This window comes from Photorhabdus antumapuensis (genome assembly GCF_020387775.1).
GTDB classification, from domain to species: domain Bacteria; phylum Pseudomonadota; class Gammaproteobacteria; order Enterobacterales; family Enterobacteriaceae; genus Photorhabdus; species Photorhabdus antumapuensis.
The window spans coordinates 68,009-91,336 of record NZ_JAHZMK010000052.1 but is presented as its reverse complement, the minus strand read 5'-3'; the positions used below and the strand labels follow the sequence as shown (position 1 = coordinate 91,336).

Annotated in this window: 22 protein-coding genes; 6 read left to right on the top strand and 16 right to left on the bottom strand. The window is 44.9% G+C overall.

Annotated features, from left to right (window positions below; translation table 11 throughout):
* The first annotated feature begins 352 nt into the window (after nt 1-352).
* The 6 genes from KZ793_RS19010 to KZ793_RS18985 all read left to right on the top strand — a co-directional run bounded on the left by KZ793_RS19010 (nt 353) and on the right by KZ793_RS18985 (nt 7,237).
* The gene (locus KZ793_RS19010) at nt 353-1,693 is read left to right on the top strand and encodes an MATE family efflux transporter (protein WP_225816757.1); all 1,341 of its coding nucleotides are present in this window, start codon (nt 353-355) and stop codon (nt 1,691-1,693) included.
* A gap of 1,001 nt (nt 1,694-2,694) precedes the next feature.
* On the top strand, nt 2,695-3,471 hold the full coding sequence (locus tag KZ793_RS19005; protein ID WP_225816756.1) for a HisA/HisF-related TIM barrel protein: 777 nt from the start codon (nt 2,695-2,697) through the stop codon (nt 3,469-3,471).
* Nucleotides 3,472-3,473: 2 nt separating this feature from the next.
* Nucleotides 3,474-4,676: a phosphoribosyltransferase gene (locus KZ793_RS19000; RefSeq protein ID WP_225816755.1), complete on the top strand. Its 1,203-nt coding sequence runs from the start codon at nt 3,474-3,476 to the stop codon at nt 4,674-4,676.
* 2 nt (nt 4,677-4,678) lie between these two features.
* A complete protein-coding gene (locus KZ793_RS18995) occupies nt 4,679-5,341 on the top strand; it encodes an HAD family hydrolase (protein ID WP_225816754.1) in 663 nt (220 codons plus the stop codon).
* A gap of 191 nt (nt 5,342-5,532) precedes the next feature.
* Nucleotides 5,533-6,792, top strand: a complete 1,260-nt coding sequence (locus KZ793_RS18990) for an adenylosuccinate synthase (protein ID WP_225816753.1) — start codon at nt 5,533-5,535, stop codon at nt 6,790-6,792.
* Between the two features lie 16 nt (nt 6,793-6,808).
* Nucleotides 6,809-7,237 carry an NUDIX domain-containing protein gene (locus KZ793_RS18985; protein WP_118986447.1) on the top strand — a complete coding sequence of 143 codons (429 nt, stop codon included), beginning with the start codon at nt 6,809-6,811 and terminating at the stop codon, nt 7,235-7,237.
* A 73-nt stretch (nt 7,238-7,310) separates the two neighbouring features.
* Here the strand turns inward: KZ793_RS18985 and KZ793_RS18980 are convergent, their stop codons facing one another.
* The 16 genes from KZ793_RS18980 to KZ793_RS22600 form a co-directional block, all read right to left on the bottom strand.
* Entirely contained in the window at nt 7,311-8,465 is a 1,155-nt protein-coding gene (locus tag KZ793_RS18980) for a DUF1120 domain-containing protein (protein WP_225816752.1), read from the bottom strand.
* Between the two features lie 93 nt (nt 8,466-8,558).
* A complete protein-coding gene (locus KZ793_RS18975) occupies nt 8,559-11,201 on the bottom strand; it encodes a fimbria/pilus outer membrane usher protein (RefSeq protein ID WP_225816751.1) in 2,643 nt (880 codons plus the stop codon).
* Nucleotides 11,202-11,283: 82 nt separating this feature from the next.
* Nucleotides 11,284-12,105: a fimbrial biogenesis chaperone gene (locus KZ793_RS18970; RefSeq protein WP_225816750.1), complete on the bottom strand. Its 822-nt coding sequence runs from the start codon at nt 12,103-12,105 to the stop codon at nt 11,284-11,286.
* Nucleotides 12,106-12,168: 63 nt separating this feature from the next.
* Nucleotides 12,169-12,834 (bottom strand): fimbrial biogenesis chaperone, encoded by a 666-nt coding sequence (locus KZ793_RS18965; RefSeq protein ID WP_225816749.1) that lies wholly within the window; start codon nt 12,832-12,834, stop codon nt 12,169-12,171.
* A gap of 102 nt (nt 12,835-12,936) precedes the next feature.
* On the bottom strand, nt 12,937-13,509 hold the full coding sequence (locus tag KZ793_RS18960; protein ID WP_225816748.1) for a fimbrial protein: 573 nt from the start codon (nt 13,507-13,509) through the stop codon (nt 12,937-12,939).
* A complete protein-coding gene (locus KZ793_RS18955) occupies nt 13,509-14,225 on the bottom strand; it encodes a fimbrial biogenesis chaperone (RefSeq protein WP_225816747.1) in 717 nt (238 codons plus the stop codon). The genes KZ793_RS18960 and KZ793_RS18955 overlap by 1 nt, the downstream gene beginning before the upstream one ends.
* Nucleotides 14,226-14,326: 101 nt before the next feature.
* Nucleotides 14,327-14,902 carry a fimbrial protein gene (locus KZ793_RS18950; RefSeq protein ID WP_225816746.1) on the bottom strand — a complete coding sequence of 192 codons (576 nt, stop codon included), beginning with the start codon at nt 14,900-14,902 and terminating at the stop codon, nt 14,327-14,329.
* A gap of 513 nt (nt 14,903-15,415) precedes the next feature.
* Nucleotides 15,416-16,930, bottom strand: a complete 1,515-nt coding sequence (locus tag KZ793_RS18945) for an MFS transporter (RefSeq protein ID WP_225816745.1) — start codon at nt 16,928-16,930, stop codon at nt 15,416-15,418.
* A gap of 176 nt (nt 16,931-17,106) precedes the next feature.
* Complete coding sequence (locus tag KZ793_RS18940) at nt 17,107-17,712, bottom strand: DUF1062 domain-containing protein (RefSeq protein WP_225816744.1); 606 nt, start codon at nt 17,710-17,712, stop codon at nt 17,107-17,109.
* Between the two features lie 115 nt (nt 17,713-17,827).
* Nucleotides 17,828-18,004, bottom strand: coding sequence for a hypothetical protein (locus tag KZ793_RS18935; RefSeq protein WP_225816743.1), 177 nt, complete (start codon nt 18,002-18,004; stop codon nt 17,828-17,830).
* A 351-nt stretch (nt 18,005-18,355) separates the two neighbouring features.
* Nucleotides 18,356-18,610 carry a hypothetical protein gene (locus tag KZ793_RS18930; RefSeq protein WP_225816742.1) on the bottom strand — a complete coding sequence of 85 codons (255 nt, stop codon included), beginning with the start codon at nt 18,608-18,610 and terminating at the stop codon, nt 18,356-18,358.
* Complete coding sequence (locus KZ793_RS18925; protein WP_225816741.1) at nt 18,573-19,028, bottom strand: HipA N-terminal domain-containing protein; 456 nt, start codon at nt 19,026-19,028, stop codon at nt 18,573-18,575. Before KZ793_RS18925 ends, KZ793_RS18930 begins: the two co-directional genes overlap by 38 nt.
* A gap of 3 nt (nt 19,029-19,031) precedes the next feature.
* Complete coding sequence (locus tag KZ793_RS18920; protein ID WP_225816740.1) at nt 19,032-19,283, bottom strand: helix-turn-helix domain-containing protein; 252 nt, start codon at nt 19,281-19,283, stop codon at nt 19,032-19,034.
* Between the two features lie 191 nt (nt 19,284-19,474).
* Complete coding sequence (locus KZ793_RS18915) at nt 19,475-20,248, bottom strand: ribonuclease T2 family protein (protein WP_225816739.1); 774 nt, start codon at nt 20,246-20,248, stop codon at nt 19,475-19,477.
* An 84-nt stretch (nt 20,249-20,332) separates the two neighbouring features.
* The gene (locus tag KZ793_RS18910) at nt 20,333-22,297 is read right to left on the bottom strand and encodes a bifunctional 2',3'-cyclic-nucleotide 2'-phosphodiesterase/3'-nucleotidase (protein ID WP_225816738.1); all 1,965 of its coding nucleotides are present in this window, start codon (nt 22,295-22,297) and stop codon (nt 20,333-20,335) included.
* A 63-nt stretch (nt 22,298-22,360) separates the two neighbouring features.
* Nucleotides 22,361-22,492 (bottom strand): hypothetical protein, encoded by a 132-nt coding sequence (locus KZ793_RS22600; protein WP_255417047.1) that lies wholly within the window; start codon nt 22,490-22,492, stop codon nt 22,361-22,363.
* Between the last annotated feature and the right edge of the window lie 836 nt (nt 22,493-23,328).

Here is a 23,328-nt window from a genome sequence, read left to right as displayed (position 1 = left end):
TAATGCTAATATTTGCTGCTAATCATTTCCTTTATGATGCTCATTGATCGTTATTTGATTCGTGCCACAAGGCGTTATTCAAGCAGAAAAAATCCAATCACAGAATTCACCTTTTTATCTTTCTATACCTAATAGATTTCGAGTTGCAGCGCGGCGGCAAGTGAACGAATCCCCAAGAGCATAGATAACGATGTGGCTGGGGTGAGTGAAAGCAGCAGCTTGAAAGATGAAGGGTATATATCTCATCCCTGTTAACGGATAAATAAACCATGTACAATACCTGAATATTTTCTGAATACGCGGCATCTCAAGAAATAATTCATTTACCTTTTTCAATAAGCAGGTTTTTCAAATGCATCAAACTGATGTTACTGAGCGCTCACTCTTTTCGTTAAGCTGGCCGATTTTTATTGATATTCTTCTCCATCTGGCCACTTTATTAATTAATACTTATATGGTGAGCCATGTTTCTACTTCTTATCTAGCTTCCATGGCCGTAGGTAATCAGGTATTTGATCTGTTTATCACTATCTTCAACTTTATCAGTGTTGGTTGCAGTGTCGTTATTGCTCAATATATTGGTGCAGGCAAACGGGATAAGGCTAGCCAGGCGATCCATATTTCTATTGCATTCAACTTCTTGCTTGGGTTTATCTGTGCACTGATTACTATCTTCTTCGGCTATAAAATCTTATATATCATGAACATGCCGGAACATCTGATGGAAGATGGTTTTAACTATCTGCACATTCTGGGTATCTGTCTGATCCCCGAAGCTATTTCGATTATTCTGGCTGCGTGTTTGCGGGTTTATGGGAAATCGAAACCGGCAATGTATGTTACTTTGATTGCTAACGTGCTGACAGTGCTAGGTAATATGATCGTCCTGTATGGTTTCTTCGGATTACCTAAATATGGTCTGGAAGGTGTCGCCTGGTCTACGGTCTTTGGCCGGGTTGTTGCCGTGATCCTATTATTCTGTCTGCTCAGTTATGGCCTGCGGATCAAATTTACGCTGGCAGGTTTCCTGCGTTGGTCACAAGGTATGTTGGGCAAAATCTTATATATCGGTTTACCCGCAGCGGGTGAAAACGTCGTGTGGATACTGCAATATATGGCGGCCATAGCATTCATTGGACTGATGGGTGAAATTCCACTGGCAGCACAAACACTCTATTTCCAGCTATCACTGTTTGTGATGTTGTTTGGCATTGCCACCAGCATTGGTAACGAAATTATGGTTGGTCATCTGGTCGGTGCGAAGCGGTTTGAAGATGCTTATATTCGTGGCATTAATAGTCTGAAAATCGGCTGTATCGTCACTATTGGCGTGGTCACTGCTTTCTGGCTGTTCAGAATGCCGATTCTGCATTTTCTGACGCAAGATGAAGCTATTATCAAATTGTTGTTACCACTATTCTTGCTATCCGTTTTTCTGGAGCCAATCCGTACCGCAAATATCGTTATGGTGAACGCGTTGCGTGCTTCCGGTGATGCGCGTTTCCCACTATATGCGGCCATATTCTTTATGTGGTGTATTGCTGTTCCGATAGGGTACTTTTTGGGGATCAAAATGGAAATGGGCATTTTAGGTATCTGGATCGGTTTCTTCTGTGACGAATGGTTGCGTGGGCTCACTAATATCTGGCGTTGGAAATCTAAAAAATGGCAAACTAAGCGACTCGATATTTGAATGATTAAAATAACTATTCAACCAGTCTCCTTAAAATAGTTTCTTCCAGTTACCCCCACAACAAGAGGTGCCCAAATAGGTACCTCTTGTTAATCATCGAGCGGAACGCAGTCTGGTAACAGACTGCATTTATGCTTAATTACCTATTTAAATTAAGGAATATTGCTAATAAGCGAAATTCTATATTCTAAACATTACGATCAATATCATTGTAAATATATATTCATACCAAATAACCAATGAAATTATATCATAAGTTATTGTTACCGATAATAAAAACAAACTATTTTATAAAAACCACCTATGTAACATGCTTATATATAATATAAAAATATAATTCCAAAAAATAAATAGAATATAATTATACATTAATCATCGTTACTATTTTAAATTATCGGTAATTATATTTCCCTTATAATTAAAATTAACCACTCTGATAAATATAATTATTAATAATGTTTATTTGAGATAAACAATCACATATTAAAATCATTAAATAAAAAAACAGATTTATATTATTTTCAATAATTAAAACATTAGATAAATAACACGAATCCCCTCTATCAACATTAGCAGAATTCATTTCCTATACCTAATAGATTGCGAGTTGCAGCGCGGCGGCAAGTGAATGAATCCCAGGAGGATAGATAACGATGTAACTGGGGTGAGTGAAAGCAGCCAACAAAGCAGCAGCCTGAAAGATGAAGGGTATATATATTTAAACTGAATCTCTATTTACCTACCCCTAAATTAACTCTTCTTAAGTAAATATAAGATTAACTGGCTTAACAAAGTTATCCAAATTGTTACATTTAACTAATAACCCTGTTGAGAAATTTTTTCTTTCCACTATTATGAATCGATGAACGGTTATTAAGCTCATTAAATTAATTCGTTTATTTTTAAGCATATTTGTTTACTACGTTACAACTTATAATTTCATTAATCACAATCGTTATTAATTTTTAAATCATTAAATTAGGATCATTTAGGGGCATTCAATGATAAGTAAGGAAACATTCGAGATATTTCCCTCTGTGGATATTGTTGACGGAATAGCAATGACATCGAATTCCGCAATTCGATTAACCCGTGGTGAAAGCTCAACATTACGGAGACCTTTAGGTACCCCGACAGAAGTCGCACTAGCCTGGCAAAATGCCGGAGCAAAATGGATCCATGTTGTTGATCTTGATGCTGCATCAGGACGGGGCTCAAACAGCCATCTTATTGCCGATGTCTTGGCTGCGGTCGATATTAACGTACAGGTCTGTGGCGGAATCAGAGATGAAACCATCTTGCGCAAAGTATTAGCAACTGGATGCCAGCGAGTTAATTTGGGGACCGCAGCATTAGAAAATCCAGCTTGGTGTGCCCGAGCCATTGCCGAATATGGCGATAAGATCGCCATTGCTCTGGACATAAAAAGCACATCAGAAGGTTATCAACTGGCAACGCATGGATGGAATGTCAGCAAAGGCAATCTCTGGGATGTTCTTGAGCGCCTCGACAAACAAGGTTGCCAACGCTACGTCGTAACCGATGTTGAGCGGGGAGGCATGATGAGTTCGCCAAATTTCACGCTATTACAGGAAGTCTGCGCGAAAACGTCATCACCCGTTATTGCCGGCGGCGGAGTATCGAGCCTGGATGATCTCCGCGCTTTAGCGGATATGTCCACTATCGGTGTCGAAGGGGCAATCCTTGGTCAAGCTCTACATATTGGTAAGGTTCCTCTCGAAGATGCCCTTGCTGCAACACAATCACCGAGACGTTGAATATGTCTGAATCTTTATCTACTGCATTGGATCTTCGCTCTATTGGTTTGCTGGGCGAATTACGTAGCGTACCTGAAACAAGCTATTTAACGAAAGAAGTGATGGCGTTGCCTGGTTTACTCACGGAGAAGCCAACATTCGTAGGCTCCCGTGGTGCGGCCTATTACGAACAAAAACCTTGTCACGAGCTACTGATGACGGCGAAATATTACACGGAATACCTCTCTCAACTTGAGTGTACCGACAAGCTGTGTACTGCCCCATCAAAATATATATTGGCCGATCATAGCCTGGCAAAATTGCTCAGAATTGTTGATAGCTTATTAAGTTCTCCGCAGACGGTTAACGAAGATATTGTGCCATTCATCGATGGGATCAAAGAGTGTGCAAAAGTCGTCAGCTCAACACTGATGGGCACACCATTTACTTTTTCATCCTCTCCGATCCATGACCTGAAATTGCCTTCACCTACGGAACACAAAGTGCCCAGACCGTTTATTGAAGGGGATAATCATCTGTTAACTTTGGCCGCTGCCCAAATTGACATATGCCGCAACTCCTCTGTTGTTGGCATCATGTTGGGAGGATCAGCGGCAGCGGCAGTCACAGCCGCAGCATGGGATAGTGAGCTCAATTTAGTGAAAGTTTCACGTTACGATGATACGTCTTGCAAGAGCAATCATCTCTGGGGGCGCAATATTCCATCCGGGCGAACCGTGACAATTATTGATGATAATTGCGGAACAGGCGACACCTTACATCAGGCAATCGATCTAATCATGGCCCAAACCGGACAACGTCCAAAGGCCCGTGCCGTCGAACTGCATTGGGAAAAATTATTACGTGCCCGCGTTTATGGGCATGCTGATCGTGTATTCAGTCCTGAAACCTTGGATGTCTTGACGCCTTGGTGTTTCAGACATCATCAGGTCCTGAATCGTTTAGTTAATCAGCCTTTCGCGGATGATAAATATGCTCACACAACCACGGCAGATTGGGTTGCCTATTCATACAGTTTATTATCTATCCTTCATGACACCCTGACAGACTCAACATGGGCAGCCAAATTATTGCGCTTTTTATTAAATCTAAAAGCACAAATACCGCTGAATTATGAACAACCAATCGATGCATTTAAAGCCCTGACACATCAATGCCCTGAATGTTCAGCTCGCAAAAACTCGTTTGGAAAGGGAGTGAATTGATCATGACAACAGCACATATTATTTGGGATTGGAACGGTACATTACTTAATGATGTCAATGTTTCATTGAGTGCAACCAATTTCGCACTAGCAGAAATGGGTATTGAACCACTGACGCTGGAACAATATCGGGAATATTATTGTGTTCCAGTACAAACTTTCTATAAACAAGTGATTGGCCGTGAACCTTCATCCTCTGAATGGTCAATGATCGGAAAAACGTTTAATTTTCACTATCGCCCAGGTATTCAGAAAGCCAGTTTAACGGAAGGTGTAAGTCAACTCCTCGCTTCTCGTTATGAAACAGGCGCAACTCAGTCATTATGTTCACTGATGGAACATCATGACTTAGTCCCTATGCTTGATAATCATGGTATTGGTAAATTCTTTACCCAAATAGATGGTAGAAATACGCCATTATTGACAACCGGCAAATCAGAGCAGTTAGCTAACCATCTCAAAAAACTCAATGTTGCTCCTGAGCAAAGTGTGGTTATTGGAGACGCTACCGATGACGCAATTGCCGCATTAGCAACAGGAGCTCATGCCATTCTTTATACCGGAGGAACCCACAGCCGTGTCAGTCTTGAAACAGCTGGCGTTCCCATTGTTGATACATTAAGAGAAGCCTTATTAATAGCAGATTCTTTGGTCCATAAACAGTAATAGAAAGGCTGTTCAAAATAATCCGATAACAAAGGGATCATTTATAACGGTGTACGAATAGATATTTAGCACATTAGTGCTAAAAGAACAGCTTAGTATTTAAAAGCAGATTATTCATTTAAAAAAGATCATCAAAGATAATGATTTAACTGCTATTTAAACTAAGTCAATAAATAATAAGGAATAGATTCATGTTAACTGCTGTAGTTGGACTCCAATTTGGAGATGAAGGTAAAGGAAAATTTGTTGACTATTTATCTGGCAACATCAATAACATTGCTCGATTTAATGGTGGCGCTAATGCGGGTCATTCTGTGCAACATGGTGATCTAAGAAGCTCATTTTCTCAATTACCGGCGTCACTCAACAAAAAGAATTTATATATCTGCCAAGGTGCTTTAGTTAGTCTTCCCGTGCTGGTTAAAGAGATCGATTTTATACAAAAAGAAAAAATTGACTCTAATATATTTATCGATCCGCGATGCCATATCGTCTTACCATTACACTCTGAGGTAAATAGGGCGTCAGAAAAATATAAAGGTAAGCAGAAGATAGGTTCAGTTGGTGTCGGTGTGGGGGCCTGTGTTGAAGACAAAGCCAACCGTCATGGCATTCGGCTTATTGATACCCTTGATAAAGAAAAATTAAGGAGTAAATTAGAATTTCTTTGGAATATCAGAAAAAAGCAGATTAACCATGTTTTTAATGCACAAACCACATTAGATTTTGAAGAGATGTTAGAAACAACTCATCAATATGGCAAGAGGATAGAACCCTATTTCACGTTCACTAATGAAGTTATCGGTGATTTACTTAATGCTGGAGAAGATGTTTTACTTGAAACATCACAAGCCACTTTCTTGGATAATAGTTTTGGTACTTATCCCTATACCGTGGCATATCAGACATTAGTGCAAACCTGCTTTGCGATGATAGGTATACCGGCACAGAAAATGCATATTGTTGGTGTAATGAAATCCTATATGATCCGTGTCGGTAACGGACCATTCCCCACAGAAATATCGACAGAACAGGCTAATTATATTCGAGAGCGTGGGAACGAGTATGGCACCGTTTCAAAAAGGCCAAGGCGTTGTGGCTGGCTGGATTTATCCCTGATTAAACATGCGGTGAAACTCAATGGCGTAACAGAACTCGCCATAACGAATGTTGATGTTCTTGCTGATTTACATGAAATAAAAGTCGCTATTGCCTATGAAATTGATGATAAACTCGTCTGTTGTGATGACGCATTATTGCAGCTCGATAGAACCAAACCTCTCTATAAGACATTTAAATCCTGGAGCGCACTTCACTCATCATATACACATTTAACCGAGCTTCCTATTGAGCTGATTGACTTCTTATCTTTTATTCAAGACTATGCGGGTGTCCCAATTAAGTATATTTCATACGGGCCAGACAGGAATCAGACATTAGTAGTGAAATAAAAGCGTGGAGAAAATAATGATTAACTATGTAACAGGGTTTATGTTTTCTAAAGATAAAAAACATGTCTCCCTGATTTCAAAATTACAACCCAGTTGGCAAAAAGGGAAGCTCAATGGGATTGGTGGAAAAATAGAAGCTGGTGAAAGCCCTCAACAGGCAATGGCAAGGGAGTTTGCTGAGGAAGCCGGTATTGAAACACGTCCCGAAGAGTGGAGATTATTTACTGTTTTAACCCGCCCTGACGTTTATCAGGTAAATTTTCTCTATATGTATGATGATCGTGTCTATTCTGTCGATTCTATTGAAAAAGAGATCGTTAATATCTATGAAGCAAATTCATTACCCGATAATGTGATCTATAATTTACGTTGGTTGATCCCGATGGCGGCCGATGAGCATTTACGCTTCGATAAAGAAATAGAAATAACAGAAATGCGAGGTTAGATACAGTATAGCGAATACTATACCTAATATTCTGACAAATACAGAAGCACCTGTGCTTAAAATAGGTGCTTCTCTAAGCAGATGGATCAGCGAAGTTAACATCCGACCACACGGAAATCACCGCAACAGCCCTGGCTTGCCCGCCAGCGCCGTCGGTCTTCAACAGAATTGGCACCACAGACAGTTGCGTTGAAGCGGTATAACTATCGTCCCCGAACTTAACGTATCTTGCGTCCTCCCCTGTACCTCGGTGCCCAGTACTGAGTAATAAGGGTTTATTGGCAGAATCGAAGAATACGAAGGCGACTTCCTCTATTGACGAGGCCAATGCATTCGGTTTCCCCGGCACGAATGGCCCATCGATCCGGTAAAGCAGGCGTGAATTTTGGAATACCCCGTCATCGCCGGAACAGGTACTGTTTATCCCTATCTGTCTGGCCGACGCCAGTGAGTCTCCCGCCTGTTTGCCCGCTCTTTTCACCGTGCCCCAATCCACCGATGAAGGTGTCAGGACAACTGCACAGGTGGATGGCTTTTTGACTGGTGAGAGGATAACCGTGGCCCACAGGGGTTTCAGCATGCCGTTAGAACCCGATATGGACGCAGGAGTCCAGCCGATCGCGCCCACTGACAGGGGACTGCCTCCTGCCTTCGCATTAAAATTGCCGTCACTGTCCGGGTAAATGGCCCCTGTCACGGTGCGGACACTGACATCAACCAGACCGTTGGCATCAGGAACGCAGGGAATGCTAACACCGGCATTCCCCTTGGTCAGACTGGCTGATTGATAGGTACTGGGCGAACCGTGCGTCTGGCAAGAGAGTGAAGATTGCCCGATATCAACCATAAAGTCGCCAGCCCTTCCTACCCGGACGCTACTCGGTGACAACGAAGAGATTAATGGGCGCGTTACCGATCCCACTGTGTAGGCCATAAACTGCGTTCCAGCCGGAACGCGACAAGTTGTCGACCAGTCAAGGGGACCACTGGTGGTATAACCCACTATCTCATCCCGTGAGTAATCTCGCTTATCTTTATTGTTTGGCACCATGGCATAACCGGTGACATGACGAACCCTCTGTACCAGTTCAATCTCGCAGTCCTGATAACTCTCTGCCGCCTGGAGGGGCAAAGTGGTCAACAAAAAGAGCAGTGATATGCCCAAACCTACGAGGATTTGAACCGGGTTTTCTACATGACCGCCCCACAAACGTTCAGTGTTTAACATTCTTCTTCTCTCCAAATGACTCATCTGTTCAAATCGCTGACTTTAACTGCCGGGATAACCTCGCTTTTGGCGGTGCCCACATGAAGGTAACGCTTACAGGCACACAGCATCGGCCTGCACTAGTTGCCCGGGCGTATCGGACGGCACCTGATAACGGGTGGTGCATTGCTGCGTTGCCCCGTTTCCCCATTTGACTTTCACGCGACCAGCGGGGGGCATGCCGCTTAAATAAACCCGGCCGTTATCGCCCACAATGCCGCCGCCGGCCTGAGTAGCATTCTCTTCCAGCATCGCGATGGCGCCAAAGGGCACCGGTTTGCCATGATGTGTCAACGTCAACAGTAACTGACTGCCTGAGCGAACCTGATAATTTGCCAGCGTCACGGCTCCTCTAGTCGGGTAAACATTCTTGCTGGTCTGGTCAATATCGACCCCATCCGGCAAGGTGGACGGGTCCAGATTGATGGTGTTTTTGTGATAGACCGATCCGCTCGGCAGTACGGCGTAGCCACGCCAGTCTGTCTGCACGTTGCCATCACCGACCGTCACCCCTTTCACCCCAGGCGCGCGGACCAATACCGCTTCATCGCCCAGTGAGCGTGATAGCGTCATGCCGTAAGGATGGATGAGGAGGGCACCGGAAGCCCCGTAGGTGAAGTGATAGCTATTGGCGCTGTCGTTGTAGCCCAGATTAACGCTGCCCTGACTACCCTGATAACTCAGAGACACAGCCCGGCTGTTTTGCTGGCCGCTATTCCCCCAACCTTGCTGGAGGTTATAATTCAGGCGGTTATCCCATAACATGCCACTGATCCCGGTCTGCTGAGTAAGGTTACCCTGCGAGTCGCGCGAGATCGTATAGCGGGTGTAAGCACCCCGTAGCGCAGACGATGACCCAAAGAGACTGAGTGGGACCTGCATATTGAATGACACCTGACGATTCTCCGACCAGTGGCCGGCTCCTTCCATACGATAAATGTTATAACTCAGGTTATAGCTGATCCCCATCAACATCGCGTTATAACCCAAATTCAAATTGTTATCGGTACGGCCATTCCAATAATCGTTGCGCGTCCCGGAGGCGTAAAGACTGCCCCAACGTCCTAGCGTTTGGTGCAGGTTCACCTGCCAGGTGCTTTGACGTCGGTCAAGCGCCCACGGCACCTGATATTCATTCAGGCTGTACCCCATGCTGTTAACATCACTGAAACTGTAATAATGCGGAGTGGAATAGCGATAGGCAGCCAGATCAATGCCAGTGCCGGTACTGACTAAGTTCTTGGCATATTTCACCCGATAAGCCTGGCCCTGTTGCCGGTTATTTTCCTGACCCTTAACCCCTTGCAACTGGGCACGGGTAAACGTCACATCCGCAGACAATGCGCCAAATGCCCCCAGTGACACGCCTGAGCCTAATACACTCGACTGGTAGTTGCCTGCAATCAGTCCCCCACCGTACAGGGTGATATTATGTGGCAAACCATAAACCAACGTGCCCAGCGCAAATACCGGAGAACGGCTGCCATCGGTGAGGTTGCCGCCGTGATATTGACCGGCCGTCAACTCATATTTAATGCCGCCGGGCCGCTGCATCATCGGGACAGACGAAGAGGAGAGAAGAGAGACACGAGTACTGCCATCTTCCTCTTTGATGGTGACCGTCAGGTCGCCAGAGTCCCCGATGGTGTACAAATCGGTGAAACGAAACGGCCCCGGCGCTACCGTGGTTTGATACACGGTATAACCATTCTGAGATACGGTTACCTGCGCATTAGAGCTCGCCACCCCAGTTATCTCCGGGGCAAAACCGCGCTGACTGTCAGGCAACATAGCCTCCTCAGAAGCCAGTTTCATGCCCCGCAACGGGATACTGTCAAAAATATCCCCGCCGGTATAGGTTTCACCGGCCGTAAATTCACCACGCAGTGACTGAACGTTACGTTGCAGATAGGTATTACTCACCTGCCATTGAGTCTGCGTAGAGGGGGAAAAACCGGAAGGCCCTTCGTTGCGCTGGCGATTGTAACTGTACGTTTGCGTACTACGCAGACGCCACGGCCCCAGATTCAACCCATTACGAAAAGAGGCGAACAGGTTACGGGAGCGTGATCCGCCGCCGGTTTCCTGACCGTCATAACGCCCTTCCGAACCATTGACGGTGTAATTCATCAAAAAGGCCGGAATACCGTTATCCCACAGTGACGGATCGACCATCCCAGAATGGTGAGGCTGCATGACTGCCTGAGGAACACTCAAATCCAGACGCAAACGGGCGAAATCCAATATCGCGCGGGCGTGTGGGATCTGTTTCGTCAGGTCCATGATGGAGCTGTCGCTCGTTTTTCCCTGAAAAGCCGGTAATCCGCGAATATTAACCCCATACTCTTCGAGCTGTGTAACCGTTAATACCGGTTGCAGATGACCATTGATCAACCTAAATTCAATTTCGCGGTTATCCACCTTATTCTGGTTCATGTAGACATCCACCAGATAGCGGCCCGGTGCGACATACCCGGCGAGCTCATACGCCGAGAGATCGATATGCTCCTGCTCCCCCGTCGTTCCCATCAGGAAAGCGGGATTAAAATATTCCCGCGCAGAGACGGGCAAGGTTGTCGCCGTCAGTGAACATAGCAGACAGACATATACCGGACGGAGCCGGAAACTGCCCGGTTGACCGGGCACACATTGGCTACCCGCCGGCCGCGCAGACGAAAATAAAATGTTTATTGCCATAGCTCATCTCTGCTTCCAACGTAAGCCTATGCAGTTAATCTTGAGATCACTTTGCTGGTCGCCACCCGCAGGTGAAGACGAGTCATAACGGAACATGGCGATCCTGACTATCGCCGGGAAAACGCCAGACCAACGGCCCCGGTATCCCGGCAGTAAACGAATGGGTTTGAAACAAATGGATTTGAAACGAATAGGTTTGTATGCCTTTCGGGGGCACCATTGCCTGACGGGTGTGGTCATCTGCCTGTTGGCCGCCCATTTTCAGAACAGAAAAGGCCAAAAAATAGGGCGTGGGGTTTTCCACCCGCAACTGCGTTCCCTGAATAGAAAATTTCACCTGTTTAGCCACCTTGGCGTTATCCCGGACAGGAACTCCCTGAGGACGATAAAAAAGCCGGATATTCATCTGTAAGGCGACCTGCACCTGCGACGCTTTGTCTGTCCGATGGGTTAATACTGGTGCATTCGCGGTATCCGGTACGGCAACGCCCGGAATAGCCCGCAGCGAGACCACGAAGGCCGATTCCCGATCCAGCGGTAATTGCCCGCCAAGCTGGCGAATACGGAACGAAAATTTCTCGCCAGCATCGACCCGTTTTAACGGCGGCAGAACGATAAAAGGGGGAACTTGCTCGGCTTGGGTGTCAAAGCGACCGGTATCGGGGTCCATTGGGCTGACAAATCCCTGTACCAGATAGTTCTGCGCTGTGTGATTCGTCATGCTGAGCGTCACGCCTCCCGGGCTATCTTTAGCCACATAAGAGAGCTGCATTGGAGAGAACGATAGCCCCTGATTATCAACCGCCTGCGCCTTGAATATATTCCCTAGCAGCAGAGCGAAACCGAGGGAGTAAAGCATTAACCCCCAGTGTGTCCGCCCATGCCGGGTACTGGCTCTCTTCATTCTTCCACCTCCATAATTCTTCACCTCCATAATTCTTCACCTCCATAGAAAACAAAGGCGGATTTAACGCGCCACCCTGACGGTAAATAGGTTTGAAGCCCCGCCGTAATCATTAATCATCGACCAGCTCACCGAGTTTTTACCCACCAGCCCGGTATAGGTCACACAATCCTGCGGCGCTATCATGGAGGGATAGCGGTTCAGATCGAGCGCCTGTTCGTCCAGCGTGAGGCTGTCCAGCGACAAAAAATACGGGGTGGGATTGCACGCCTTAATGCCATCGGGTTGCGATTGAAAGCGGAGCTGCCCATACGCCTGTTCCGACAACATCGGCAGGCCATGCGGTCGCCAGAAAAACTTGATCCGCATCCCCACGCTCATCGACGCCTGATCCCGAATAGGCTCATCCGTCACTGGCTGAGTCGCGGGGATGGCGTTCATCCGCACATACCCGAGCGATTCCCGATCCACCGGAAAAGGGGGCCGGTTAAACGTGGGCAAAATACGCAGGCTGTTCTGACTATTGGCCTCCAGCCTGAACAGCGGCGGTGTCACCACAAACGCCGGTGCGGCTTTCTCCTGATCTTCCGTTATCCTGACCTGCACCAGCCACGCCTGAGATGTGGTATTAACCACCGTCAGCATCTGCGCCCGTTCCCCTTGGGTAAAAATCACCCGGGTTTTATTCAGACTGATACCGGCGGCCAGACAGGATTCTGTACCGGTCATCCCTAACCCTAGCCAAAACACCAGTGGTGCCAGCCGGTACCGCACCGGACGTACCCGACCTGTTTCCACAACACCTCCTGAAACCTGTTATCTGAGCGGCACTCAGTGATAGTCAAATTGAAATTGAATGTGCGCGGTCAGTTCACCGGGAGTCGGCACAGCCGTGCCGGATTCATGTCGCATATCCATCAGGAAAGTGATTTGACTGTCTTTAGCGGCGTTACCCAGTGGCGCCAAATTCACATAATCGCCATTTTTCAGGTAGCTCCCCAGCCCACCTTCTGGCAATTGATAGCGCAGGCCAAAGCCTACATTTCCCGCTACTGTGGAAGCTTTATCCCGAAATAGCGTCGGGTGGTCTTCTGGCGTGGGGCCGGCTATTTTAATGGCCGGGGTACGACCCGCTCTGGCTGATCCCGCACAACCTGACAACGCCAGCGTAATGGGTTTGCTGCCCGCCGCATCAATATGTTGCGTGCTACGCCACACCTCGGTGAGTGGTACGGATGAAAACACCACGGATGATGTTTGCATGTTGAGCTCACAGGTTGGCTGCTCCAGCGTCAGCGTCAACGTCAGTTCTGCCGTGTTTGAGCTCGCTCCCCCGGACGGGGGGACGGTACAGAGCAGGCTGGCTAGTGTTGTCCGTCTGATAAGGGCCCACGATTTTCGCATTACGGTATCTCCCCCTGATAGGTGGATTCTCCGCCGAGGTCATTAATCACCGTCCAACTTACTTTGGCTGGATAATGTCCCCCTTTTAGTGACAAAGAGAGGTCAGAGAACGGGGAGACCATGTTCGCTTTCTGCTGCGTCATCAGCTCCTGCCCGCCTACCTTTAGGGAAGTGAAGGTGATGTAATAAGGTGACGGATTGGTAACCGTTATTCCCTCGGCTGTCGGCTTGAAGCGCAGTGAACCAAATCCCTGCTCCGGCGAAACCGACAGTCCTGACGGGCGATACATCAGCTTAATTGTGTTAGCTATAGCAAACTGGATTCCGCCGGAGACATTCTTCTGGGAGCGATTATCGGATTCAGAGCTTAACGGAATGGCCTTCGCCGTAAACCAAAACAGAGATTCCCGGTCGGCAGGCAGCGACGGGCCAGTTTTGATGATGCGTACCTGATTCTGGCTGTCGGGTTCCATACGAAACAAGGGCGGCGTCACCAGAAATGGAGCGGTTTTATCTCCTTCAGAAGTAGAACTGACTGTCACCTGCATCAGATAGACGGCCTCTTTACTGGTATTACTCACTGAGGCGGTTGTCGCGCGGCTATCCGCTGGATAGATAATGCGGGTAGTATTGATCCCCACCCCCTCCGCCTGCGCGGAAGTGACCGGGCAGCCTAACAGACCGGTCATTATCATTGCTGTAATCAATCTTTTCACTGACTCACCTGAAAATGTCTGGTTTGGTATTGCGTAAGTAAGAATTGGGCCTCCCTGTCCAATTCCACGGTTATGTGTTTCTAACGCCTAGCGGCGCTGAATTAGTCATACGCTATTTTCACGGTCAGGTTCGCTTTGGAGTCAGCTGCTGTTACCGCCGAAGCAGCACCAATCTTAGCCAGCCCCACCTTAAGCGTGATGGCATTATCACCGGCTACTGCGGGACTGTATTGGGGATCTTTTAGGTTAATTGCTGCACCAGGTGCCACGGTCTTATCATTTATCGTCAGGCCAACCGCATGGTCGGTGATTACAGTAACAGGATTACCATTACCAGTGGAGCTAACAAGCTGAAAGTAAGCGGCGCTTGGTCCTGCTGAGGTGCCAAAAACCGTCAATTTAGCGCTTTTCGCAGAACTCCACAGAGGGCATTTCTCCGTTTTAATCGTGACGAATTTTTGCGTGTTAGCTAAGATTGAGCCATTTCCTTTCCCAGTGAAATCAGACACCAAAGCGGTGAGACTAACAGGCTCTATTGCTGCAAACTTACAAGTCTCCGCAGTCACTGAAGAGCTTATCGCCAGAGTACCAGCACTCACTTCCTCCGCCATAGCCTGCGACATTCCCCCCAGACACAGAGCCGCTATCGCACAGGTCTTCATAATTTGCTTTTTCATTTCATCTATTCCTTTTATCTATTCGATAGATTTTGCCTAAAACAACATCACAACAAGTTAAATAGCCAGATCGCTAACGCGGTGCGTTTACTTGTTATTTGAGTTATTTTGTTTGCTGATTAACTAACCTGAATTTTGGTTAAGCCGTCATTAACATATCTATTTTTGAGCGGGAAATATTGAGTGGCAGTTTGTTCTCTTTTTGAGACAATCAGTTATTAGCCCCCCGACATATTCAACATTAATTCCTGAACGTTACGGTGTCGTGAGTGTTCTATCTGTGCATCAAATAACGTACCCGTCCGGCAAACTGTTATTGTGGAGAGAAGAGTGAATGGATACCGGATGGGGGCTATCCGGATGAGATATCGGCCAATCGCTGGTGGGTTATTACAATCAGTACCGTCCTTAACCCGGCGAGCCGCCAGTGTGTTGGGTCAGGGAACCCGCAAAAACGCGGCTCCCTTATTCAACCATTAACTTCCGATTAAGAAACGACTGGTGTCACCTATTTCACTGACGATGAATCACGGCATGAGATGCATCACTCTGTGAGGAGCGGCGAAAATTGAACCATACCAACACCGCTATTATTAGGAGAAGCAGGGACGCTGCGCCCATCACAGAAAAAACAGCCTCGTCGAACGCTGACTTAGCAAGGCTGACCAAAGCCTGCCCCGCATCCGGTGCCATGCCTTTTGCCGCAATCAACGCGCCATCAATACCATCTTTAGCCGCATCGTAGATGGGAGAATCCACTGGAATTTTAATGAAATAGCTATAGATGACTGACATAATGCTACCCATGATAGCAATGCCCAACCCGCCACCCAATTCATAGGAAACCTCTTCAACGGATGCTGCCATACCTGCCCGATTTGGCGGTACAGCCTGCATAATCGTACTGGACGCCGCAGTCATTGTTGCCCCAATACATGTCCCCAGCACAAAAAAGCAAACTACCTGCAAAGGTAGAGGCATCGAGAAACTCGCCATGAGAGCCAGTATGGCAAAGGCATACACCAACAAAGAGGTAATGAGGAATCGTTCACTGCCTAAACGAGGAAGAATCCAACCACTCACAGGACTTGCGACAATCGCGCCCAATGAAAAAGGCAGAAAATAGAGCCCGGCCTGCAAAGGTGTTAATGACAATACCAATTGCAAACGCTGGCTTAACACCAGATTAATGCCCATCAAACAGGCGGAAGCCACCAGCCCAGAGATAACCGCAGATGAGAAGGCCGGGCTTTTGAAAAGGTTAAAATCAATCAATGGATGCACACTGCGTTTCTGCCGTCTAATAAACAGCGCCAGAAAACCTATCGTCAGGGTGAAAGTGACCAATATCCCGATATAGGAGGGATCTTGTTTAGCAAACTCCTTGATGGCATAGGCGAAACTTATCAAGACAACCATGATCTGCAATGAGCCAATAAGATCCCACGGATGAGACGAATCTGTTCTCGCCGTTGGGACAAACAACCACGACAGAATTAATGTCACAATCACCAGAGGAACGTTGATCAGAAACACGGATCCCCACCAAAAATATTCAAGCAATAAGCCGCCAATCAGGGGGCCTATTGCCGCGCCGCCAGAGGCAACCGCTGTCCAAATCCCAATGGCAAATGATTTCTCATCTTCATCTTCGAATGTCAAAGCAATAATCGACAGTGTGGCAGGCATCATTATTGCCGCCCCAACGCCTAATAATGCCCGAGAAACAACCAACATTTCCGGCGAATAAGAATAGGCCGCTATCAAGGATGAGAATCCAAAGATTATGAGACCATAAACAAACAACCGCTTATGCCCGATGCGATCTCCCAAGGTACCCGCGCCTAGTAACAGCCCAGAGACGACAAGAGGATAGATATTCACTATCCATAACTTTTCCGTTGTATTCGCCCCCAAACTGTGGGTCAAGCTGGGTAACGCGGTATATAACACTGTCATATCAATAGCAACCAGCGATAACGCGACTGAAACAGCCGTGAGCACCCACCATTTTTTTATCGTATTCATTTCATTCATCCATTCTTACTACTATACCCGTTATCTTTCAAATTGCCTCTTTGTTGGCTGCACTCGCTCACCCCGGTCACATAGTTAGCTATGCTCCCGGGGATTCGCTCCCTTGCCGTCGCGATGCATCTTGAAATCCATAGGGTATATGTCATCTCCAGAAAATCCGGCGTCATTTAGACGCAATAACTATCATATTTTTGCAATAAATTGTTAACGTTAATACTAAGAGTGATATCTCGCTTTAACTTTTTATTTAATTCCGTTTCGGCTACCCCCTGAATAGTGCCTTGATCAACGAGCCTGGCCACTCGACTACGTGACAACGAAAGCTTTTTGGTCAAGATTGAAATTAATCTGATAGGAATAGGATATTCAAGCTGAATTGTGATCTCTGTCGCTGGAATTTGGGCGATATCCTGAAGCTCTTTACCTTCGATAATAAAGTCAGGAGCAGCGCCGAGTTCGGCTCTATTTTTTGCCAATACGCGATAATCAAACGCATATCGCCGGATTTCATCTTGATCATTGTGCAAAAACCGTTCATACAAACTGCTTTCTAATTTATTGACATGAATCCTGGAAAAAATATCAATATTCCAGGTGTAATCACACTTTTCACATTTATAGATGCTCCACACATCTAAGACTTTTTTTTGCGCATTAACTCTAAAAGTGCCGGCTGGATAAAACTCCTTTTTTACTTCACAGCCAGGGCAACGTTTCAAAATGGCCTGATAGCCTACAGGCCTTACTAACCAGATAACATTTCTATTTGCCATGATAGATCCACGTTTAAATTGGTTAAGTTAGTTACGGCTAAATTGGTCAATTTCAGATCTGATTTTGGTGATATTCTATAACATCAGATCTTGAAACCCTTTATCAATTCGTTGCTTAGGTGACATTAATGTTTATGTTTTGCAGGCGTCGAATAAAACCAGTATTCCCCGGTACAGTATTCAGATAACAGATAACAGAAGAGAGGGAATGGCCTTGACGTGAATTGCCGTAAGCCTGCGAGCAGCGTTTTATCTCGTGTTTTTCTGGATAGTTTTCTGCATCAGGTGCCATCCATTTCGGGATATAAGCGCCATAATAGACATAATTCGATCCAGTTAGTGTTATGTGTTGATTTAGCGATTGATCAAATCGTTCAAACCAGATTGAGCGCCCTCAAAGGGATCAACTATTTTGCCAAGCTATTATCATTAATGGTTTCAATTAATACTTTCCGCTACTTTTTTCATAAAAAAACATCACGAAAGGGAAAAAGAATGAAACCCAAAAAACGAGAAATTAAAAGATTAATATTCCCGCCTCTAGAGAGAGTAAGGATTAAATACAAATTCAAGACACATTCCCTTAGTGGGAAATTGTTCGTTATCTTATAGCAATCACCCCCCCCCCTTTCCTGTAACTGATTTATCCAGCACGGAGTTTTTTAGCCTGCTTCTCAAGCCCCTCAAAGATCGGTTCGCTAATGTTACCAGGGAAGTCCTTGGGCAATTCACGCGCAACTTGGTCGATTACAGCTCCTGACATTTCCCCCATCCGCGTCATCAGACTTTCTGCTGTCTCAGTAGAAAATCCAACGTGCTGAGCGGTAGATGAAAAATGACGAGGCTGGATATACGCCCAGTTATATTGGCGATTCTTTCCTCGTAGTGCCATTGCCATTTTGGCCTTCTTCGGTGCTATACCCTTCTAGCAGCTCGGTAATCGCATCATCATTGAGTGGTTCACCAACCATATTACTGACGGAAGGGATATCTGCCCCCTCAGGATAAAGCTGAATAGCCCCTACACAATCCCTTCCCACACGAGCCAATAGATCGAAAGGATGCTTGCTTTGTACCTTAAACCGCGCCTGTACCCTGGCAATAACCACATCGGAATCGGGCAATAGGTTATCGAAGAAGTTGAACACCTCTTTGCCTCCATACCGTTGGGAGCTAAGAGGGATTGAAAGTGAGATAGCGCGAGCACCATCCAGGAGCAGCCATTCATCTTTGTATTGAAATGACATCGCACCAGTGCCATCACGAAATAGCGTTCCTACCTCAAAACCATTAAGTGCAACCGTCAACGCCGTCATTGATTACCACTCCTCTTTCCAACCAGAGCCTGTTCTTGGTGAACTTCCACGCTCCGACACATGGAGCTCCAGTTCCAGCGCGGAGAGTAGCTTGAACAACGTCTCCATCTTACTGCCCTCTGGATACTTCTCGAACCCCGACACAGTACCCTGTTTAATACCGACCCGATCAGCGGTTTCCCGCTGAGTCAATTTGCTTTTCTTACGGGCCTCTCTCATTGCAAGTGCCAGCATCGCTGGTGATGTGATCTTCATAATTATCCCCTATGACGGATAAATACAAACATATACCCTGTAGGGGATAAATTCAAGTTTATCCTCTATAGAGGATAAGAAAGGAAATATCCCCTCAAAGGGATATCGACTATTAAGAGAAGGTAAACCTGACCCGCGCTACCGCGGGTCAGGCACATCACTGTGAGCTTCCTTTATAGAAAGAAGAACAATCACAACTCACGCTTTGGACAATCAATCACGTCGAAATTTTTGCTGTAGCAAATGTAAAATTCATTACGATTGATCTGAATGGCTTTCCCCTTCAACGATGGGTTATTTTTCTGGAGGAACTTAATTAACTGTTCATTAGATGGACGATCACTCGGCAATACCAATCCATCGAACAGTTCCTGCTGTTTACTGAAAAATTGATCTGGCGTTGCAAACGCGCAAACACCATGTTTTTCCCACTCAGCTTGTAACAGATCTGCCCCTGGAGAAGCGCACAGATAAGGTTTAATCACCTGATAATCCAGTGGCGGCAAATCCCCTTTGCAAAGACGTGGATGTTTGCGGACATCAGACCAATCACGGCACTGCGCCATTGATTTACTGTTGCAGGTTTGTGCCCACAAGCCGTGAATTACCCAACTAAATTTGTTTTCGGAGAAACATTGCAATTCAAACTTTTCATATTCACGCTGCGCTTCAGCAAGTTTGTTACTATTTTTCAGGCGCTCAATATTCTTTGCTTTGCTCTTACAAAATGCTGGTGAATAATTAATAGCCAGTTTGAAGTAATCTGTTGATGCAGTTGCGTTCTGACCATAACGGTCACTTTTGGCAACAAAGTCATAATCTTTCGGCGGAGTAGCAGGTAAGATACAAGATGCCTCCTCTTCCAATGTCGATAGAGACTCCAACGAGTCAGTCACTTCTGGTTGCTTCACGCAACCTACAATCAGTAAAACAAATATTGCTGATAATAAATTAAAAAAACGCATCTTAACTCCTTTATGGGAAATTATTTCCCTGTTGATGGTAAACAAACAAAAACCCGCCCAAATTAGGGCAGGCGACTATTAAAATTATTTTTTTTCAGTCAGATCAATTTGATACACCGCAAAACCGATATCATCATTTTCCAAATATTTCACTGGATATTGAGAAAATGCTTTGATGAATTTCGCCGCTTTCTCACTTGGAGACGTTTCGAAACGGATATCCAATTTCTTGTCAGTTTTGATTGGCATAATCGACCAGTTACTCTCGGCTTTGGTCGTTACTATCCCTTTCTGTTGAGACATTTTGACAATGTAAGCAGCCAAAATGGCGCGGTTCTCATCCGGTGAAGCAAATGCGATGTGATCTTCGCCTGTGCCGGCAAATTTACCGCCATAGGCGCGGTAGTTATTGGTAGCAATGAGAAATTTAGCTTGAGGATCGATCGGTTTACCTTGGTAAGTTAGCTCCTTGATACGATTCGCCCCTTGATTGATGATCTGGCAATCAACGTCATATTTAGCGGGCTGAGTCAGATCAATCTTATAATTCACACCACTAATCATGTCGAAGTTATAAGTACGGAAGCCGCTCCAGTTCAACAGATACTGCGGCTGAGTTGAATTTGGATCAATCTGGTTATACATGCCGGCCGAACACTCCAACCATTCAATCACATCAGCGCCAGTGACCTTCACAACAGCCAGTGTATTAGAATAAAGATACAAATCTGCCGCGTTACGGAAGGTTAAATCACCTTTTTCAACTTCAACAAACTCTGCGGGTGCATTTTTACGTCCACCAACTTTGAATGGCGCCGCAGCAGCCAGAACAGGAATATCAGCTAAATCGGGATCACCTTGAATAAAACTCCGCGTGTAATCGGCTTGTGCATCATTCACAATCTGCACTGTCGGGTCACTTTGAATCAAAGCCAAATAGCTATACATATTGGCAGACGCTTTGCCAATCAATTTGCCTACAAAACCCTGCGTTCCCTGATGAGCTTGATCGATAATTTTTGCCAACTCACTATCACGCTCAACCAGTGCCTTTTTATTCACTTTGTCATAAATCGGGCGCGCTTCCGCTTTTGCTTCCGTCACTTTCCATGCCCCGCCCTCGTTGTCGATAACCATATCAACAACACCTAAATGATCACCCCATTGGCCGGGCATAACAGCCGGAACACCGTTAACCGTACCTTTGGCAATATCAACGCCTTTAATGTCTGCAAATTCTTTACTTGGAAACACACCGTGTGAGTGACCAAACATAATCGCATCAATGCCTTTAACTTCACTCAAGTAATAAACCGAGTTCTCAGCCATTGCCTTATAAGGCTCCTTGGAAAAGCCGGAGTGAGGAATAGCAATAATCAAATCCGCACCCGCTTTTTTCATTTGAGGAACAAATTTTTTCGCGGTTTCAGTAATATCGTTAACGACAACTTTTCCATCCAGATTAACCTTATCCCAGATAACAATCTGTGGCGGTACAAAACCGATATAACCAATCTTGATGGTATGATTTTTACCCTCTCGGTCTTTTACCGACGTATCAACAATAATATAGGGGGTGAAATAGTTCTTACCGGTTTTCGCATCCATGATGTTGGCATTGATATAAGGGAACTTCGCACCAGCAATGGCTTTTTTCAGATAATCCAAACCAAAGTTAAACTCGTGGTTACCAAAGTTACCCACGGTATAACCCATGGTATTCATTAACTGATGTGCTGGATGAGATTCCCCTTTTTTAAGACCTTTTGCTGCCACGTAATCAGCCAGTGGGCTACCTTGAATCAAATCACCGTTATCGACCAGAATGGTGTTAGAGGCTTCTGCTTTGGCTGCTTTAACTAAACTCGCTGTGCGTACCAAACCAAATTGTTCTGTAAGCTTATCCTTAAAGTAATCAAAATCAATCAGGTTACTGTGAACATCAGATGTTTCCATTACCCGCAAATCAACTGTTGCAGCATGGACATTACATGCGACCAATAAGGTTAATGTGGAGACTTTCAACACTTTCAACACATTGTTAACCATTTCACACCTCTTTTTTAGCTAGTTTAGGAGGACTCAAAATCAGCTCTCCTTATCACTGTCAACTTACAAGTACAGACAAGCTCCCGTTTCCAGAACCGTCTGTTTTTTATTTTCATAAGCTGGATTGTCGCTGTGCACATCATCATATGCCGTTTCAACGAACAAACGCAGGCTATTGTACTGAGAAATTGCCAAACGTTTATCTCAACCAACAAGATAAATCTGTTTTTTTGTGGTTAGGGTCTTTTCATTTTTAACACGCAAAGCGTTACCGGCAGGCATATCATTTTGCCAGGATCTCACTCCTCCTATAACACTAACACGATAAAATCTGCCCTCTAGACACCTTTAACACGGTTTAATTTAGGTTAAGTAAGAGCAAAATATCTATAATGTTTTGTATTTAATTATTAACTTTATTTCTGGACAAAAATCTCTCTATTCCATTGAACCGGTAAAATATTCAGGCTAATAAATACCGCTCATAATATTACCGTATAAAACAAATTTGTTAACAAATTGTAAATACCTTTAAGCAATCAATTATTATCCATATTATGGTTTCCTTATATAAACTTTTATGGTTTTTAATTATAAAATAATCGTTAATTTAGGTTATAATGATTGAATACTTTTAATTAAAAAGAGTAATTTTACTAATATTTCAATTTTCTGATATAACTTTCAGCCAAACAATCTATTGTAAGTCTATAATAAATAAAAACAAAACTCATTTTCGTGATAAAATGCACAATTACATCGTTAAACAAACAAATAATTACAATTATTTGTGATAATAATCACATCATCAGGTAACTTTATCTTTTTAATTGAATTTTATTAATTACATTATTTATGCAAAAAATCATTTAAAGATTAAAACTTTAATAATTAATTTAAATATAAATTTATTTATATTCTAAAATAAGAAAATATTAAAAACTATAAAAAACAATGTTATTAACTTTACATAAAATTAATATATAAAATTAATTAATATTATTTCCTATAAAATATAAATATATATTAAA